The following is a 14,578-nucleotide window of genomic DNA, read 5'->3' on the forward strand; positions in this document are numbered from 1 at the left end:
ATAAGAGACAGGTGCTGGCGACGGCGCGGCGGGCGGCAGCGCAGGCCCGCGCCGGGCGGGTGCAATCGCGCGCGGAGGCATTTTTACCGGGGCGGAGTGTGGGCATGCCCCGCGCGGGGTTTGCGCCGGTGCAGGGCGGGCCGATGGTGCCGGCGGGAGTGCTGCGTCCACGGCGGTTGGCGGTGACGGAGGAAAGGCTGACGCCGTCGCCCGAGGTGATCACGCGCGCGCTGGGTGGCGGGCGCCGCGAGGCGCATATGGCTGGGGCTTTGGCGGCGTTGGCGAGGCAGGGCGCTGCGCCCGCGGTGATGCCGGCGGCGCCGATGGCGGGGGGCGGGTCGAGACCAGAGCCCGTGGTGGATGAGCGGGATCTGGCGCAGGCGTTGCGGGCGTATTTTTTCCGCCAGTCGCGTTTGCCGCCCGCCGGGGCGGCGGGGTTCGACCCGCGCCTGACCCCAGCCTGGGCGGGCATTAAAATTCCGGGCTAGCGGCGAGGCCCTTGATCAGCGCCTCGGCTTCCTCGCGCGGCAGGGCCAGGGCGCGGCGTGCGACGCTTTGGGCGAAGCCGCCCCTGGCCATGGCGGCGAGGATTTTTTGCTCCGGCGCGTCGCCGAACGGGCCGGCGCGGCGGCGGCGCAGATAGGCGCAGGCGGCGGCGAGTTCGCGCTCCGGGTCGTCGGCCAGGGCAGGGGATTTGACACCCTTGGCGGCCAGATGCGCCAGCGTGGCGCGGCGGGATTTGCCCTCGCGCGTGAGGCGGCGGGCGCGTGAGGCGGCGAAGGCGTCGTCGTTCAGCACGCCCTGCTCCTTCAGCCGGGCCAGCACGCCGGGGATTTCGGCCTTGGCCCGGCGGCTGGCGCGGGCGGTCTCTTCCGGCTCGGCGTCGGCCTGCGCGCGGGCCCAGCGGTCGATCCGGCGCGCCAGGGCGCGGGCGAGGCTGGCCTCGGTCGCGGCGTAGCGCGCCAGATGGTTCATCGCCGCTTCGTAGAGTTTTCCGGCATCGGGAGGGGGGCCTGCCATGCCGGGAGTCTGCCCCGCTTGCGGTCTCTTGTCACGCGGGGGTTCTGGCCTTATACGGCCCGCTTCACCGTAAAACGTGATGCGCGCGTGTCCGGGCCATTAGGCATGCCTGGCCGCCGCCCCGATATCCGGGACCCCCGTGTGAGCGGGGTTAAAGTGACAGGAGACCAAAATGCCGAAGCTGAAGACCAAGTCATCGGTCAAGAAGCGCTTCAAGATCACCGCCACGGGCAAGGTTCTCGCCGGCCCGGGCAAGAAGCGCCACAACCTGTATGCCCGCAGCCAGAAGGCCAAGCGCCAGAACCGCGGCAGCCAAGTCCTTACCCATGCTGACGGCCTGACCGTGAAGCAGTGGGCCCCCTACGGTCTCGAGTAAGGCGGAGGATATAACATGGCACGTGTGAAACGCGGCGTTACCACCCACGCCCGCCACAAGAAGGTTCTGGAACTGTCGAAGGGCTATGTCGGCCGGTCTTCGACGAATTACCGCATTGCGATGGAGCGCCTGGAAAAGGCCCTGCGCTATGCCTACCGCGACCGCCGGGTGAAGAAGCGCGAGTTCCGCTCGCTGTGGATTCAGCGTATCAACGCCGCGGTGCGCGAACATGGCCTCACCTACAGCCAGTTCATCTTCGGCCTGAAGCAGGCCGGGCTGGAGCTGGATCGCAAGGTGCTCGCGGCCATTGCGTATGACGACCCCGCGTCCTTCGCGGAGATCGTGCAGGCGGTGAAGGGCGTTTCCGCCGCCGCCGCGGAATAAGATTTCCGCAAACTTCACTTGTCTCATGTCCGGGCGGGGCGCATCGTCTCCCCGGACATGAAGAATTTTCCTCCTATCCCTGAAGGCCTGGCTGACCAGGCCCCGTTTCTGACCCCCCACGAATTGGAGCAGCTTTGGCGTGCGGCCGTCATCATGGCGGATTCGCGCGGGGTGCTGCTGCGTCTGGCCGGTGTGTTCGGGCGGCGCATCGAGGCGATGCGCGGCGCCATGGCGCAGGCCGGCGAGCGCTTGGGCGGTGCAGCCTGGGCCGAGTTTGTGCGCCGCGTGCAAGAGACGGTCGAGGACACGCTATGGTCGGGCTACCGCTATGCCACGTTGGGGCTGGAGGCGGTGCCGCAGCTTGCTCGCCCCAAGACGCCGCGCGGCAATGCGCTGCACCGGCTGGCGACGATGGCGAGCGGCGCGGCCTCGGGCTTTGTCGGCCTGCCCGGTGTGCTGTTTGATATTCCGTTCACCACCACCACAATTTTACGCTCCATCGCCCAGGTGGCGCGCGATTGCGGCGAGGATCTCGCCGAGGAGGAGACGCGCCGCGCCTGTTTGCAGGTGCTCGCGTTTGGCGGGCCCGATACGGCGGACGATGACGCGGAGACCGGCTATTGGGTGACGCGGCTGGGTGTGAACCACCTGACGGTGAATTTGCTGATCAACAACGCGGCCAGCCGGCTTGGGATCACACTGTCGGAAAAATTTCTGGCGCAGGCGGTGCCGGTGGCGGGCGCGTTCACCGGCGCGGCGCTGAATTACGCCTTTACGTCGTATTATCAGAACATGGCGCGGGTGCATTTTAGCCTGCGCCAAGCCGAGCGGCGGACGGGAGAGCCGGCCGCAGTGCAGGCTTGTTTTCAGGACATGGTGCGCCTCGCGCGCGAGCGGCGGCGGGTGACGCGGCGGCCTGGGCGCGGCGCGGTGAAATACCTGCCGCGCGCCGCCGGATAGCCCGCGCCGGGCCTACTGGAAGGAAATCAGCTCGACGTCGAACATCAGGGTGGCGCCGGGCGGGATCACGCTGCCCGCGCCGCGTTGGCCGTAGCCGTGCTCGGGCGGCAGGATGAGCGTACGCTGGCCGCCGGCCTGCATGGTGGAGACGCCGATATCCCAGCCGGAAATCACCTGCCCGACGCCGAGCTTGAAGGTGAAGGGCTGGCCACGATCGCGCGAGGAGTCGAATTTCCGGCCCTTGACGCCGCTCTCATACAGCCAGCCGGTGTAATGCACGGTGACCATCTGGCCTTTTTTCGGCGTTTCGCCGGTGCCGGTCACATGGTCCTGATACTGCACGCCGGACGGCAGGGTGATGATTTCGGTCTCGGCCATGTTTTAAATCCTCCACGCAAGGGTATCCGGGGCGGCGCGATGACCGCCCCGGCGCGCAATATACTTAGTTCTTGGCCTGGTGATAGCCGGCCGCGTCGGCATTGGCCTTGCAGACATAGGCGCCGTGCTTGGTCTTGCCGTAATACTTCGAGGTGCTGGTGTGGTAGACCTTCGCCTTGGTCAGCGTGGTCCACTCCACCGTGTCGCCCGGGCAGTGCGCGGCGGCTTCGGCGGCGGTCTTGAACTCGTCAGCCTTCGTCAGCGGGGTCTTGGCGGCGGGCTTCATGGCCGGGGCCATCGCAGCAGGGGCCGTCGCAGCCGGGGCGGCCGGGGCGGTGGCGGGCGCAGCCGGGGCCATCGTGGACGGGCTGGACATGTTCGACATCGGGGCCATGGTGCCGCCGGTGCTGGTCTGGGCGAAGGCAGCCGGGGCGAAACCGAGCGCGAGCGCGACGGTGAACGCGGGCAGACGCCGGGTGAAATTGGAACCCTTCATTTCTTCATCTCCTGCAAGAACGCCACGCAGGTCCGCGGGCGTTTTTCATATGGCGGCTTACCGTTCCAGCGCCGTGGCGCCTGGGCCGGTAACAGCGCCCTATGCCGTTTCCCGCCGCGCCGCAAGCGCGTGTGCAACAAGCGTACAAGTTGTAATCTCGTGATTTGCGTGCGGAAGGCCGAGGGTTTAGAAGGCCCGCGGCATAACTTCATCGAGACGCAACAGAATGACCCTGATCGCCGACCGGCTGAATCGCATCAGCCCCAGCCAGACCATCGCCATCTCCTCCAAGGCGCGGGCGCTGAAAGCCGCCGGCCGGGACATTATCAGCCTCTCCGCCGGAGAGCCGGATTTCGATACCCCCGCGCATATCAAGCAGGCGGCGATCGAGGCTATCAATAAGGGCGATACCAAATACACCGATGTCGCCGGTACCCCGGCGCTGCGCAAGGCCGTGGCGGCGAAGTTCCTGCGGGATTCGGGCATCGACTACAAGCCGGAGGAGGTGATCGTCTCCACCGGCGGCAAGCAGGTGATTTTCAACGCCATGCTGGCCACCGTGCAGGCGGGCGATGAGGTGATCATCCCCACCCCATGCTGGGTGAGCTACCCGGACATCGTGCAGCTAGCCGAGGGCAAGCCGGTTTTCGTGCCGTGCAGCCAGAATAACGGCTTCAAACTGCGCGCCGAGGATCTGGAGGCGGCGATCACCCCGAAGACCAAGTGGGTCTTCCTCAACTCCCCCAGCAACCCGACCGGCGCCGCGTATTCCGCCGAGGATCTGCGCCCGATCTGCGACGTGCTGCTCAAGCACCCGCATGTCTGGGTGTTCACCGACGATATTTACGAGAAGCTGGTTTATGACGGCTTCAAGCCGGCGACCATCGTGCAGGTGGAACCGCGGCTGCGCGAGCGCACCATCACCATGAATGGCTGCTCCAAGGCCTATGCGATGACGGGCTGGCGCATCGGCTTCTGCGGCGCCCCGGTGGCGCTGATCAAGGCCATGGACAAGCTGCAGAGCCAGTCCACCTCCAACACCTCATCGGTCAGCCAGGCGGCGGCGGTGGCGGCGCTGAACGGGCCGGAAGACGCGCTCGTCGAGATGACGAAGGTGTATAAGGAGCGGCGCGATCTGGTGGTGGAGATGCTGAATCAGGCCCAGGGCCTGACCTGCCACAAGCCCGAGGGCGCGTTCTACGTGTTCCCCTCGATGCAGGGCTGCATCGGCAAGACCACGGCCAAGGGCGCGAAGATCAATACCGACGAGGATTTTGTCATCGCCCTGCTGGACGAGGAAGGGGTCGCCGCCGTACATGGCTCGGCCTTCGTTTATCCCGGCCATTTCCGCATCTCTTACGCCACCTCCACCGAGGCGCTGCGCGAGGCCTGCGCCCGTATCCAGCGCTTCTGCGCGGCGCTGAAGTAAGTCTCAGCTCCCGGTGCGGCGGGGCTTTTGCGCCGCCGGCACCGGGGTTTTATCGGGGTAGGCGCACCAGGCGGCCCCCGGGCAGCGCCAGCATTCCGGCGTGCGCGCCTTGCACAAATAACGCCCGTGTAGAATCAGCCATAAATGCGCCGGCTTCAGCATCTCCTTGGGGATGCGCTTGACCAGCTGGTCCTCCACCGCGCGCGGCGTGGCGCCGGGGGCGATGCCGGTGCGGTTGCCGAGGCGGAAGATATGCGTGTCCACCGCCATGGTCGGCTCGCCGAAAATCTCATTCAGCACCACATTCGCGGTTTTGCGGCCAACGCCGGGCAGGGCTTCCAGCGCCTCGCGCGAGCCTGGCACCGCGCCGCCATGCTGCGCGAGCAGCTGCGCCGCCAGCGCCGCCACGTTTTTCGCCTTGCTCTGCCATAGCCCGATCGATTTGATGAACGGCCCGATGCCCTCGGCCGCCAGCGCCGCCATCGCCGCCGCATCGGGCGCGGCGGTGAAGAGCGCGGGTGTCACCTTGTTCACCGCCACGTCAGTCGTCTGCGCGGAGAGCACCACGGCGACCAGCAGCTGGAACGGTGTCTGGTAATGCAGCTCTGTCTTCGGGTCCGGGTTGCCGGCGGCGATGGCGGTGAGGAAGGCGGGAATATCCGCGCGTTTCATCAGTTTCGGCATTTTTTCCTTGGGGCTGGGGCGGTGATGCACGATGTATGCGGCATGGATGCCGCTGCCGCCAACCCCGCCCCCTTGCTGTATTTCGAGGCCGTGCTGAAGCCGCATCGCAGCCTGTCGCGCGGGGCGCTGCTGGGGGTGCTGGGCGGCATGGCGGTGGTCTCGTTGTATGTGACGACGCTGATGTATCTGCTGGGCGCGTGGCCGGTGATGGGCTTCAACGGAGCCGATCTCGCCCTGGCGGCGTTGCTGTTCTGGCTCAATGCCCGCGCCGCGCGGGCGCGCGAAATCATCCGGCTGCGCGGCGAGGAGATCGAGATCACCACCATCACCCCTGCCGGGCGGGCGCGCATGGTGAGCGTTCCGCCGGGCTGGGCCAGGGCCGAACTTCAGGAAAGGCCGGGGGCGGTGCCGCGCCTGGTCATCCGCACGCCCAATGCCATACAGGAGATCGGGCGATCGCTGGGCGCGGCGCAGAAGCAGGATCTCGCCGCCGCCCTCAACCGCGCCCTGGCGCGCTGGCGCGGCCCGCCGTTGTGATCATTTGGTGCCGAACAGCCTGTCTCCGGCGTCGCCCAGGCCGGGGTGGATGTAGGCGTGATCGTCGAGGCAGCGGTCCAGCCCGGCGGCGAAAATAGGCACGTCGGGATGCGCGGCCTCGAACGCGGCCACGCCCTCGGGGGCGGCGATCAGGCAGACCATCTTGATCGCCCGCGCTCCGGCCTGTTTGAGCTTGGTCACGGCGGCGGCGGCGGAATGGCCGGTGGCGAGCATCGGGTCCACCACCACGCAGAGCCGCTCCTCCAGCGCATCCGGCACCTTGAAGTAGTATTCCACCGGCTCATGCGTCGCCGGGTCTCGGTAGAGCCCGACATGGCCGATGCGCGCCGAGGGGACCAAATCGAGGATGCCGTCGAGAATTCCCTCGCCCGCGCGCAGGATGGAGATCAGGCACAGCTTCTTGCCCTGCACCTGCACGGCCCGCATCTCCTCCAGCGGCGTCTCGATCGTCACCGGTTCCAGTGGCAGGTCGCGCAGCACCTCATAGCCCAGCAGCAGCGAGATCTCGCGCGCCAGACGGCGGAACTCGCCGGTGGTGGTCTCTTTCTTGCGCAGCAGGGTGAGCTTGTGTTGCACCAGCGGGTGGGCGACGACGGTCAGCATGGCGGCTCCGGGCGGGGGGTTAAGAAAACTGTAACCCGCCGCCGCGGTGCTGGCTATTCCCCGGCCTTGGGCAGCCGGATGACGAAGCGCGCGCCGATGATGTGGCCTGCGTCGTCGCGCCGGTTTTCGGCCGAGATGCGGCCCTGATGCGCCTCCACGATCTGGCGTGAGATCGACAGGCCAAGCCCCGAATGGCTGCCGAATTGCTCGCTCTGCGGCCGCTCGGAATAGAAGCGGTCGAAGATGGAGTCGAGCTTGCCATCGGGGATGCCGGGGCCCTCATCCTCCACCGCGAGCTCGATCAGCCCGCCCGTTTCCTTGCCGCGCAGGTAGATCTTGCCCTCTGGTGGTGAGAAGGAGATGGCATTGCCGATCAGGTTGCGCAGCACCTGCACCAGCCTGGTTTCGGAGCCGCTCACGAACAGCCCGGCCGCCGGCGCGTCCACCACCATGAACGGGCTATGCTCCTTGCGCGTGGCGTCGTGGATCTCGGCCAGCGCCGACAGCATCCGCGCCATGTCCACGATCTCGTATTTGCTGCGCGACAGCTCAGCGTCCAGGCGCGAGGAGTCGGAGATGTCGGTGATCAGCCGGTCGAGGCGCTGCACGTCCTGGCTGATGATGGCGAGCAGGCGCGAGGCGCGGGCCGGGTCTTCGACGCGGGTCAGCGTCTCGATCGCCGAGCGGATCGAGGAGAGCGGGTTTTTGATCTCGTGGCTGACATCGGCGGCGAATTTCTCGATCGCGTCCATCCGCGCCCAGAGCGCCTGGGCCGAGGCTTCCAGCGTGCGCGCCAGGGTGCCGATCTCGTCATTACGGCCGGTCACCGCCTCGGACAGCTTCTGGGTCCGCGCGCGGCCTTCGCGCAGGCGTTCGGCGGCCTGGGCGAGCCGGGTGATCGGGCTGGCGATGGTGCGCGAGAGGTAGAAGGAGACAATCACGGTGAGCGCCAGGGCCAGGGCGAACAGGCCGAGGATGGAGAGCCGCACGGCCAGCACGGCCTGATCGACCTCATTGGCCTCGCGCGTCAGCAAAACGGTGCCGATCACCTGCTGGCTGCGCTCGATCGGCTCGGCCACTGTTATCAGCAGCAGCCCTTCGGTGTCGCGCCGCACAAAGGGCGCGGCTTCCTGGCCCTGGGCGGCGGAGGTGAGTTGCAGCACGGTGCGGGCATCGGGCTGCCAGCCCAGCGTGTTCGGGTCCTGCCCGGCGCCGGAGCCGACCATGCCGGACTCGTCCTCATTGCCGGTCACCGAGCCGGAGAGATGGTCGTAAATAAAGCTGACGACGCGGTTGAGCAGCCCGGGCGGGGGCGGGGCGGAGAGCGGCTCGGTGATGATCGCCCCGCCAGCGCCCGGATGTACGCGGGAATTGGCGATCAGCGTGCCATCCGTGCCGTAGATCAGCGCCTGGGCGTTGGGCGTGGGCTCGGTGAGCGAGTAGAGCAGCGGCTGCGCCTGGTCGGGGTTTACGCTGGGCGTGCCGTTATTCACCGCCACCGCGGTTTGCGCGATGGCCCCGGCATAGATGCGCGCCTGTTCGCGCAGGGCGGAGACTTCCGCCGCCAGCAAACCCTGCTGATACTGGTCGAGATAGAGCAGCGCCGCGAAGATCAGCGCCAGCGGCAGCAGGTTGACCAGGAGGATGTCGCGCAGCAGGCGCGAGATACGGGGTTTGCGGTTCAGGATCAGGCGTCCTTGTAGCGGTAGCCGATGCCGTAGAGCGTTTCGATCTGGTCGAACTCGCCATCGACATTACGGAATTTCTTGCGCAGGCGCTTCACATGGCTGTCGATGGTGCGGTCATCCACATACACGTTCTCGCCATAGGCGGCGTCGATGAGCTGGTCGCGCGATTTTACCATGCCGGGGCGTTGCGCCAGCGCCTTCACCAGCAGGAATTCGGTGACGGTGAGCTGGATGTCCTTGCCCTTCCACAGGCATTGATGCTTGGTCTCGTCCAGTGTCAATTCGCCGCGGGTGAGCACGCTGGCCGGGGCGGTGCCGGTGGCCTCGGCGCGGGTGGAGTCGTTGCGGCGCAGCAGGGCGCGGATACGCTCCAGCAGCAAACGCTGGGAAAAGGGCTTGGTGATGTAGTCATCCGCGCCCAGGCGCAGCCCCATCAGCTCGTCCAGCTCGTCATCCTTCGAGGTCAGGAAGATCACCGGCATTTGCGAGCGCGCGCGCAGTTTTTGCAGCAGCTCCATGCCGTCCATGCGCGGCATCTTGATGTCGAGCACCGCAAGATCCACGGGCTTGGCCAGCAGCGCCTGCAGGGCGGACTCGCCGTCGGTATAGGTGCGGACCAGGAACCCTTCGGCCTCCAGCGTCATCTGCACCGAGGTGAGGATATTGCGGTCATCGTCAACGAGGGCGATTGTGTGCTTCATCTGTGCGGCATCCATGGCTGGGCTTTGCGGCCTTTGTGGTGACAGGGAGTGACCGGATTATGGCAGTAAATCAAGAGGCATTGGCCGAGGCGGCGGCGTTGCTCCGGGGCGCGCGCATGGGCACGCTGGCCACGGTGGCGGCGGGGGTGCCGCATGCCGCGCTCGTTACCCCGGCGCTGGACGAGGACGCCCAGCCCCTGCTGCTGCTCTCCGCCCTGTCCGTGCATACGCGCCAGCTTAAGGCCCATGCGGCCTGCGCTCTGCTGGTCAGTGGCGCCGCCGCCAGCGAAAATCCGCAGACCGCGCCGCGCTTGTGCCTGACCGGCGAGGCCCGCATCGTGCCCAAGGCGCCGCCGCGCGCCCGCTACCTCGCCGCGCATCCTTATGCGGCGCAATATGTGGATTTCCAAGATTTCGAGTTTTGGAAAATTTTCGTCCATGACGTGCAGTATATCGGGGGGTTCGGGCGGGCATTGCGCTTGAATTTTACCGCATTGCAGCATGAAATTTCTCAATTTGGGGGTTTGGTAAAAGGTTGATGCCGCGTGTCCGCCTGCTTATGAAGGCCGGGTGATCTCAGCTTGATAACGAGAGGACGCGCCGTGACCCATTCCAACTCCGCAACCGACCAGGCCCTTGCCGGCACCGGCGTCCGCGCCACGGGGCCCGTGCATGCCAATCTCACGGCGCCCGCGCTGGTCGCGCATTCGCTGCGCAAGAGCGAGGGGCGGCTCTCGGCCGATGGCGCGCTGATCGTGCGCACGGGCGTGCATACCGGCCGCTCGGTGGCCGACAAATTCGTGGTGGATGAGCCGGAGACCAGCGGCGATGTCTGGTGGGGCAAGGTGAACCAGCGCCTGCCGCGCGAGAAATACGAGGTGCTGAAGGGGCGCGTGCAGGCCTATTTGCAAGGCCGCGAGCTGTTCACGCAGGATCTTTATGCTGGCGCCGACCCCAGCCACCGCATCCGCGTGCGCCTTGTCACCACCGGCGCCTGGCACGCGATGTTCGCGCGCAACATGTTCATCCGCCCCAAGGCCGAGGAGCTGGAGGGTTTCGCGCCCGACTACGTGATTTTGCACGCGCCGGACTTTCAGGCCGAGCCGGCGATTGACGGCGTGAAATCCGCCACCGCCATCGCGCTCTCCTTCGCCGAGAAGGTGATCGTCATCGCCGGCACCGAGTATGCCGGCGAGATCAAGAAATCCATCTTCACCGTGATGAACTGGATCCTGCCCGAGCGCGGCATGCTGCCGATGCATTGCTCGGCCAATATCGGCCCGGCCGAGGATGCGGCCCTGTTCTTCGGCCTCTCCGGCACCGGCAAGACGACCCTCTCCTCCGACCCGACGCGGCGCCTGATCGGCGATGACGAGCATGGCTGGGGCCCCGAGGGCGTGTTCAATTTCGAGGGCGGCTGCTACGCCAAGGTTATCGACCTCAGCCAGAAGAGCGAGCCCGAGATTTGGGCGGCGACGCACCGTTTCGGCACCGTGCTGGAGAATGTGGTGGCTGACGCGCAGGGCCATCTCGACCTCACCGACAAGACCTTCACCGAGAACACCCGCGCCTGCTACCCGGTGGAGTTCATTCCCAATGTCGAGCTGTCTGGCCGCGGCGGCATTCCCCGGAACGTGATCATGCTCACCGCCGATGCCTTTGGCGTGCTGCCGCCGATCTCGCGCCTCACCCCGGCGCAGGCGATGTATCACTACCTCTCGGGCTACACCGCGCGCGTGGCGGGCACCGAGAAGGGGCTGGGCTCCGAGCCGCAGGCCACCTTCTCCACCTGCTACGGCTCGCCCTTCCTGCCGCGCCATCCGCAGGTTTACGGCAAGCTGCTGCAAAAGCTCATCAACCAATATGGCGCCAATTGCTGGCTGGTGAACACCGGCTGGACCGGCGGCGCCTATGGCGTGGGCAAGCGCATGTCGATCTCCCATACCCGCGCCCTGCTGCGCGCCGCCCTGGCGGGCGAGCTGAACAATGTGGAATACCGCACCGACCCGTTCTTCGGCCTCGCTATTCCGGTGCGGGTGAACGGCGTGCCGGATGAGGTGCTCGACCCGCGCGAGGCCTGGGCCGACAAGGCCGCCTATGATCAGGCGGCGCGCGGGCTGGTGGCGCGGTTCATCGAGAATTTCACCACTTTCGCCGAGCATGTCGATGAGGATGTGAAGGCCGCCGCGATCAAATCCGCGGCCTGACCGGAGCAAGGGCGGGCCTCAGCCCGCCTTTACCGCCGCGATCAGGAATTCCACATTGCCTTCCGGGCCCTTGATCGGGCTCGGGGTGATGCCCAGCACCGTCCAACCCGGCAGGGTGGCGAACCATGCTTCGATGCGCGCGCAGACCTCCTCATGCACGGCCGGGTCGCGCACCACCCCGCCTTTGCCGACCTGCCCCGGCCCGGCCTCGAATTGCGGCTTGATCAGCGCGATCGCGAAGGCTCCCGGCGCGCACAGCGCCAGCCCGGCGGGCAGCACGGTTTGCAACCCGATGAAGCTGGCATCGCAAACCAGCGCGCCGATCGGCTCGGGGATGATCTCGGCGCTAAGGTGGCGGGCATTGGTCTTCTCCAGCACCACCACCCGCGGGTCAGAGCGCAGCTTCCAGGCCAGTTGCCCGTGGCCGACATCCACCGCGTAAACCTTGGCCGCGCCATGGGCGAGCAGCACATCGGTGAATCCGCCGGTGGAGGTGCCGACATCCAGGCAGACCCGGCCCTCGGGGCTGAGGCCGAAATGGCCGAGCCCGTGCGCCAGCTTCACCCCGCCGCGCGAGACCCAGGGGTGGTCCTGCCCCTTCACCGAGAGCTGCGCGTCCTCGGCCAGCAACTCGCCGGGCTTGTTCACCCGCGCGGTGCCGGCATAGACCAGCCCGGCCATGATCAGCGCCTGCGCCTTGGCGCGGGACTCCACGAGGCCGGAATTGACGAGCATGAGATCGGCGCGCTGTTTGGGCATGGTCCGGCGGGCATAATCCATCCGCGCCCGATCCCCAAGGGCCGCTCAGCCCTCGGTCGCCAGCCGGGCCAGCGCGGCGCGGTATTCGCGGCCCAGCCGCGCCACCAGTTCGGCCGCCGGCACCACCTGCTTGACCGCGCCGATGCCCTGGCCAGAGCCCCAGATATCGCGCCAGGCCTTGGCGTTGCCGCCCTCGGCCTCGCCGAAATTCATGTGCGTGGTGGCCTCCTCGCGCAGCTTCGCGGGGTCGATCCCGGCGGCTTCCAGGCTGGGGATCAGATAATTGCCATGCACGCCGGTGAAGCGGTCGGTGTAGATGATGTCCTTGGCCGTGCTGGCCACGATCATCTGCTTGTAATCCGGCGCCGCGTTCGCCTCCTCGGTGGCGATGAAGGCGGAGCCGATATAGGCGAAATCGGCGTCCAGCGCGCGCGCGGCGGCGATGGCGTTGCCGTTGGCGATGGCGCCCGAGAGCGCCAGCGGCCCCTGGAACCATGCGCGGATCTCCTGCACCAGGGCGAAGGGCGATTGCGTGCCCGCATGCCCGCCCGCCCCGGCGGCCACCGCCACCAGCCCATCCGCCCCGCGCTCAATCGCCTTGTGCGCGAAGGCGTCGTTGATGATGTCGTGGAACACGACGCCGCCATAGGCATGCACGGCCTCGTTCACATCCGCGCGCGCGCCGAGCGAGGTGATGACCACCGGCACCTGGTATTTCACGATCAGGGCGAGATCTTCCGCCAGCCGTGTGTTGCTCTTATGCACGATCAGGTTGACCGCGAAGGGCGCGTCCTGCGCCGTCAGCTCCCGGCGCAGGCGTTGCAGCCATTCCTCCAGCGTGCCCGAGGGGCGGGCGTTGAGCGAGGGAAAGGATCCCACCACCCCGGCGCGGCATTGCGCGATCACCAACTCGGGGCGGGAGATGATGAACATCGGCGCGGCGATGACGGGAACGGAAAGGCGGCCGCGGAAGAGTTCGGGCATTGGCATTGGCGTATCCTGTGTCGTTGTTGGTGCCATCTTCTCGCGCCTGAGCGGCGCGGTAAAGCCGGGGGGCGGGTTTTGACAGCCCGCGCCGCCGGGCCATAGTCTCGGGCGGATAGACCAACACACGTAACGGGAGTGAGGAAGAATGCTCATCGGTTTCCATCGCCATTGCCGCGCGGCGGGCGCCTGACGCCATGGCCCTGCAAGACGATCCGGCCCGGCTCGATATCGCCAATTATCCGCTGCGCTTCACCTCCCGCGTTCTGTTCGCGGACATGGACAGCTTCCGCCACGTCAATAATGTCGCCATCGCGCGCTATATCGAGGAGGGCCGCGCCGCCTGCCTGATCGAGGTGTTCGGCACGGATGCGCTGGTCAATCCGTCCAGCGAGCGGCTGATGCTGTTCGCGTCGGGGATCATCGATTACATCGCCCAGGCTTATTATCCGGGCGAGGTCGAGGTCGGCACCGCGATCCTGCGCGCGGGCAAATCCTCCTTCCAGTTCGGCCACGCGGCGTTTCAGAACGGCAAATGCTTCGCCCTGGCCGATGGCGTGATGGTGAAGGCGCCGCACGGCAAGGCCGCGCCGCTCACCGCCGAGGAGCGCGCCGCCCTGCTGCGCTTCAACTTTGGCGGCGGGCAGTGAGCGTTTCGGTCAGCGCGGCGGTGGCGGGGCGGATCTCGGTGCGGGCGTTTTTGCCCAAGCCGGTGCCGCGCGAATTGGTCGAGGAGCTGCTGGAGACGGCGCGGCGCGCGCCCTCGGGCGGGAATGTGCAGCCCTGGCGCCTGCATGTGCTGGGCGGTGCGACGCTGGATGAGTTCCGCGCGCTGATCCGCGCCCGGCGTGAGGCCGGGGCGCAGGAGGCCCCGCAATATCAGGTCTATCCGCCGCATCTGTGGGAGCCGCACCGCAGCTATCGCTTCAAGAATGGTGAGGATCTCTACGCCAGCATCGGCGTGGCGCGGGAGGACAAGCCGGCGCGGCTGGCGCAATTCGCCCGCAATTTCGCGTTCTTCGACGCGCCGGTGGCGCTGTTCTTCTCGCTCGACCGGCGTTTCGGCCTCGCGCAATGGGCCGATATGGGCATGCTGATGCAGACCATCATGCTGCTGGCGGTGGAGCGCGGGCTGGGCACCTGCCCGCAGGCGTGCTGGGCGGCGTGGCCGGAGACGGTGGCGGAGTTCCTGGAGCTCGACGAGGGGCAGATCCTGCTCGGCGGCATGGCGCTGGGCTACCCGGATGAGGCGGCGCCGGTGAACGCGCTGTGCACCGACCGCGCCGAACTCGCCGATTTCTGCACGATCCGCGGGTTTTAACCCGCGCCGGGCGGCGGGCCGGTTTCGGGC

The 14,578-nt window shown here is 67.3% G+C and carries 19 protein-coding genes; 10 read left to right on the forward strand and 9 right to left on the reverse strand.

Annotated features, from left to right (window positions below; translation table 11 throughout):
- Positions 1–488 (forward strand): hypothetical protein (locus tag LI953_RS13245; RefSeq protein ID WP_227076568.1); only part of this gene is annotated, 488 nt, incomplete at its 5' end.
- Here LI953_RS13245 and LI953_RS13250 read toward each other — a convergent pair.
- Positions 472–1,020, reverse strand: coding sequence for a regulatory protein RecX (locus LI953_RS13250; RefSeq protein WP_227076569.1), 549 nt, complete (start codon positions 1,018–1,020; stop codon positions 472–474). The two genes, LI953_RS13245 and LI953_RS13250, sit on opposite strands and share 17 nt — an antisense overlap.
- A 172-nt stretch (positions 1,021–1,192) precedes the next feature.
- On the opposite strand from LI953_RS13250, the gene rpmI reads away from it, so the two are divergent.
- The 3 genes from rpmI to LI953_RS13265 all read left to right on the forward strand — a co-directional run bounded on the left by rpmI (position 1,193) and on the right by LI953_RS13265 (position 2,740).
- On the forward strand, positions 1,193–1,396 hold the full coding sequence (rpmI, locus tag LI953_RS13255) for a 50S ribosomal protein L35 (RefSeq protein ID WP_227076570.1): 204 nt from the start codon (positions 1,193–1,195) through the stop codon (positions 1,394–1,396).
- Between the two features lie 15 nt (positions 1,397–1,411).
- The gene (rplT, locus tag LI953_RS13260) at positions 1,412–1,780 is read left to right on the forward strand and encodes a 50S ribosomal protein L20 (RefSeq protein ID WP_227076571.1); all 369 of its coding nucleotides are present in this window, start codon (positions 1,412–1,414) and stop codon (positions 1,778–1,780) included.
- Positions 1,781–1,903: 123 nt separating this feature from the next.
- On the forward strand, positions 1,904–2,740 hold the full coding sequence (locus LI953_RS13265) for an EcsC family protein (protein ID WP_227076572.1): 837 nt from the start codon (positions 1,904–1,906) through the stop codon (positions 2,738–2,740).
- Between the two features lie 12 nt (positions 2,741–2,752).
- On the opposite strand, the gene LI953_RS13270 is transcribed toward LI953_RS13265, so the two are convergent.
- Both LI953_RS13270 and LI953_RS13275 read right to left on the reverse strand, forming a co-directional pair.
- On the reverse strand, positions 2,753–3,118 hold the full coding sequence (locus tag LI953_RS13270; protein WP_227076573.1) for an FKBP-type peptidyl-prolyl cis-trans isomerase: 366 nt from the start codon (positions 3,116–3,118) through the stop codon (positions 2,753–2,755).
- Positions 3,119–3,182: 64 nt separating this feature from the next.
- Positions 3,183–3,614, reverse strand: a complete 432-nt coding sequence (locus LI953_RS13275; protein WP_227076574.1) for a hypothetical protein — start codon at positions 3,612–3,614, stop codon at positions 3,183–3,185.
- Between the two features lie 226 nt (positions 3,615–3,840).
- Here LI953_RS13275 and LI953_RS13280 point away from each other — a divergent pair, with 226 nt between their 5' ends.
- Entirely contained in the window at positions 3,841–5,043 is a 1,203-nt protein-coding gene (locus LI953_RS13280; protein WP_227076575.1) for a pyridoxal phosphate-dependent aminotransferase, read from the forward strand.
- Between the two features lie 3 nt (positions 5,044–5,046).
- On the opposite strand, the gene nth is transcribed toward LI953_RS13280, so the two are convergent.
- The gene (nth, locus tag LI953_RS13285; RefSeq protein ID WP_227076576.1) at positions 5,047–5,727 is read right to left on the reverse strand and encodes an endonuclease III; all 681 of its coding nucleotides are present in this window, start codon (positions 5,725–5,727) and stop codon (positions 5,047–5,049) included.
- 42 nt (positions 5,728–5,769) lie between these two features.
- Here nth and LI953_RS13290 point away from each other — a divergent pair, with 42 nt between their 5' ends.
- Positions 5,770–6,264: a DUF2244 domain-containing protein gene (locus tag LI953_RS13290; RefSeq protein ID WP_227076577.1), complete on the forward strand. Its 495-nt coding sequence runs from the start codon at positions 5,770–5,772 to the stop codon at positions 6,262–6,264.
- On the opposite strand, the gene upp is transcribed toward LI953_RS13290, so the two are convergent.
- The 3 genes from upp to LI953_RS13305 are packed head-to-tail and all read right to left on the reverse strand — an operon-like array spanning position 6,265 to position 9,277.
- A complete protein-coding gene (gene upp / locus LI953_RS13295) occupies positions 6,265–6,888 on the reverse strand; it encodes a uracil phosphoribosyltransferase (RefSeq protein WP_227076578.1) in 624 nt (207 codons plus the stop codon).
- 53 nt (positions 6,889–6,941) lie between these two features.
- Positions 6,942–8,546 carry a stimulus-sensing domain-containing protein gene (locus tag LI953_RS13300; protein WP_227076602.1) on the reverse strand — a complete coding sequence of 535 codons (1,605 nt, stop codon included), beginning with the start codon at positions 8,544–8,546 and terminating at the stop codon, positions 6,942–6,944.
- A gap of 29 nt (positions 8,547–8,575) precedes the next feature.
- The gene (locus tag LI953_RS13305; protein ID WP_227076579.1) at positions 8,576–9,277 is read right to left on the reverse strand and encodes a response regulator transcription factor; all 702 of its coding nucleotides are present in this window, start codon (positions 9,275–9,277) and stop codon (positions 8,576–8,578) included.
- Between the two features lie 59 nt (positions 9,278–9,336).
- Between LI953_RS13305 and LI953_RS13310 the strand changes: the two genes are divergently transcribed.
- Positions 9,337–9,816, forward strand: a complete 480-nt coding sequence (locus LI953_RS13310) for a CREG family protein (protein ID WP_227076580.1) — start codon at positions 9,337–9,339, stop codon at positions 9,814–9,816.
- A gap of 63 nt (positions 9,817–9,879) precedes the next feature.
- Positions 9,880–11,484: a phosphoenolpyruvate carboxykinase gene (locus LI953_RS13315; RefSeq protein WP_227076581.1), complete on the forward strand. Its 1,605-nt coding sequence runs from the start codon at positions 9,880–9,882 to the stop codon at positions 11,482–11,484.
- 18 nt (positions 11,485–11,502) lie between these two features.
- On the opposite strand, the gene LI953_RS13320 is transcribed toward LI953_RS13315, so the two are convergent.
- Together LI953_RS13320 and LI953_RS13325 are read right to left on the reverse strand one after the other, a co-directional pair.
- Positions 11,503–12,243, reverse strand: a complete 741-nt coding sequence (locus tag LI953_RS13320) for a TlyA family RNA methyltransferase (RefSeq protein ID WP_227076582.1) — start codon at positions 12,241–12,243, stop codon at positions 11,503–11,505.
- A gap of 45 nt (positions 12,244–12,288) precedes the next feature.
- Positions 12,289–13,233 carry a nitronate monooxygenase family protein gene (locus LI953_RS13325; protein WP_227076583.1) on the reverse strand — a complete coding sequence of 315 codons (945 nt, stop codon included), beginning with the start codon at positions 13,231–13,233 and terminating at the stop codon, positions 12,289–12,291.
- 191 nt (positions 13,234–13,424) lie between these two features.
- On the opposite strand from LI953_RS13325, the gene LI953_RS13330 reads away from it, so the two are divergent.
- Both LI953_RS13330 and LI953_RS13335 read left to right on the forward strand, forming a co-directional pair.
- Positions 13,425–13,877 carry a thioesterase family protein gene (locus tag LI953_RS13330; protein WP_227076584.1) on the forward strand — a complete coding sequence of 151 codons (453 nt, stop codon included), beginning with the start codon at positions 13,425–13,427 and terminating at the stop codon, positions 13,875–13,877.
- Positions 13,874–14,548: a nitroreductase gene (locus LI953_RS13335; protein WP_227076585.1), complete on the forward strand. Its 675-nt coding sequence runs from the start codon at positions 13,874–13,876 to the stop codon at positions 14,546–14,548. The genes LI953_RS13330 and LI953_RS13335 overlap by 4 nt, the downstream gene beginning before the upstream one ends.
- The last annotated feature ends 30 nt before the right edge of the window (positions 14,549–14,578 follow it).

The organism is Acidocella sp. KAb 2-4 (genome assembly GCF_020567705.1).
GTDB lineage: Bacteria > Pseudomonadota > Alphaproteobacteria > Acetobacterales > Acetobacteraceae > Acidocella.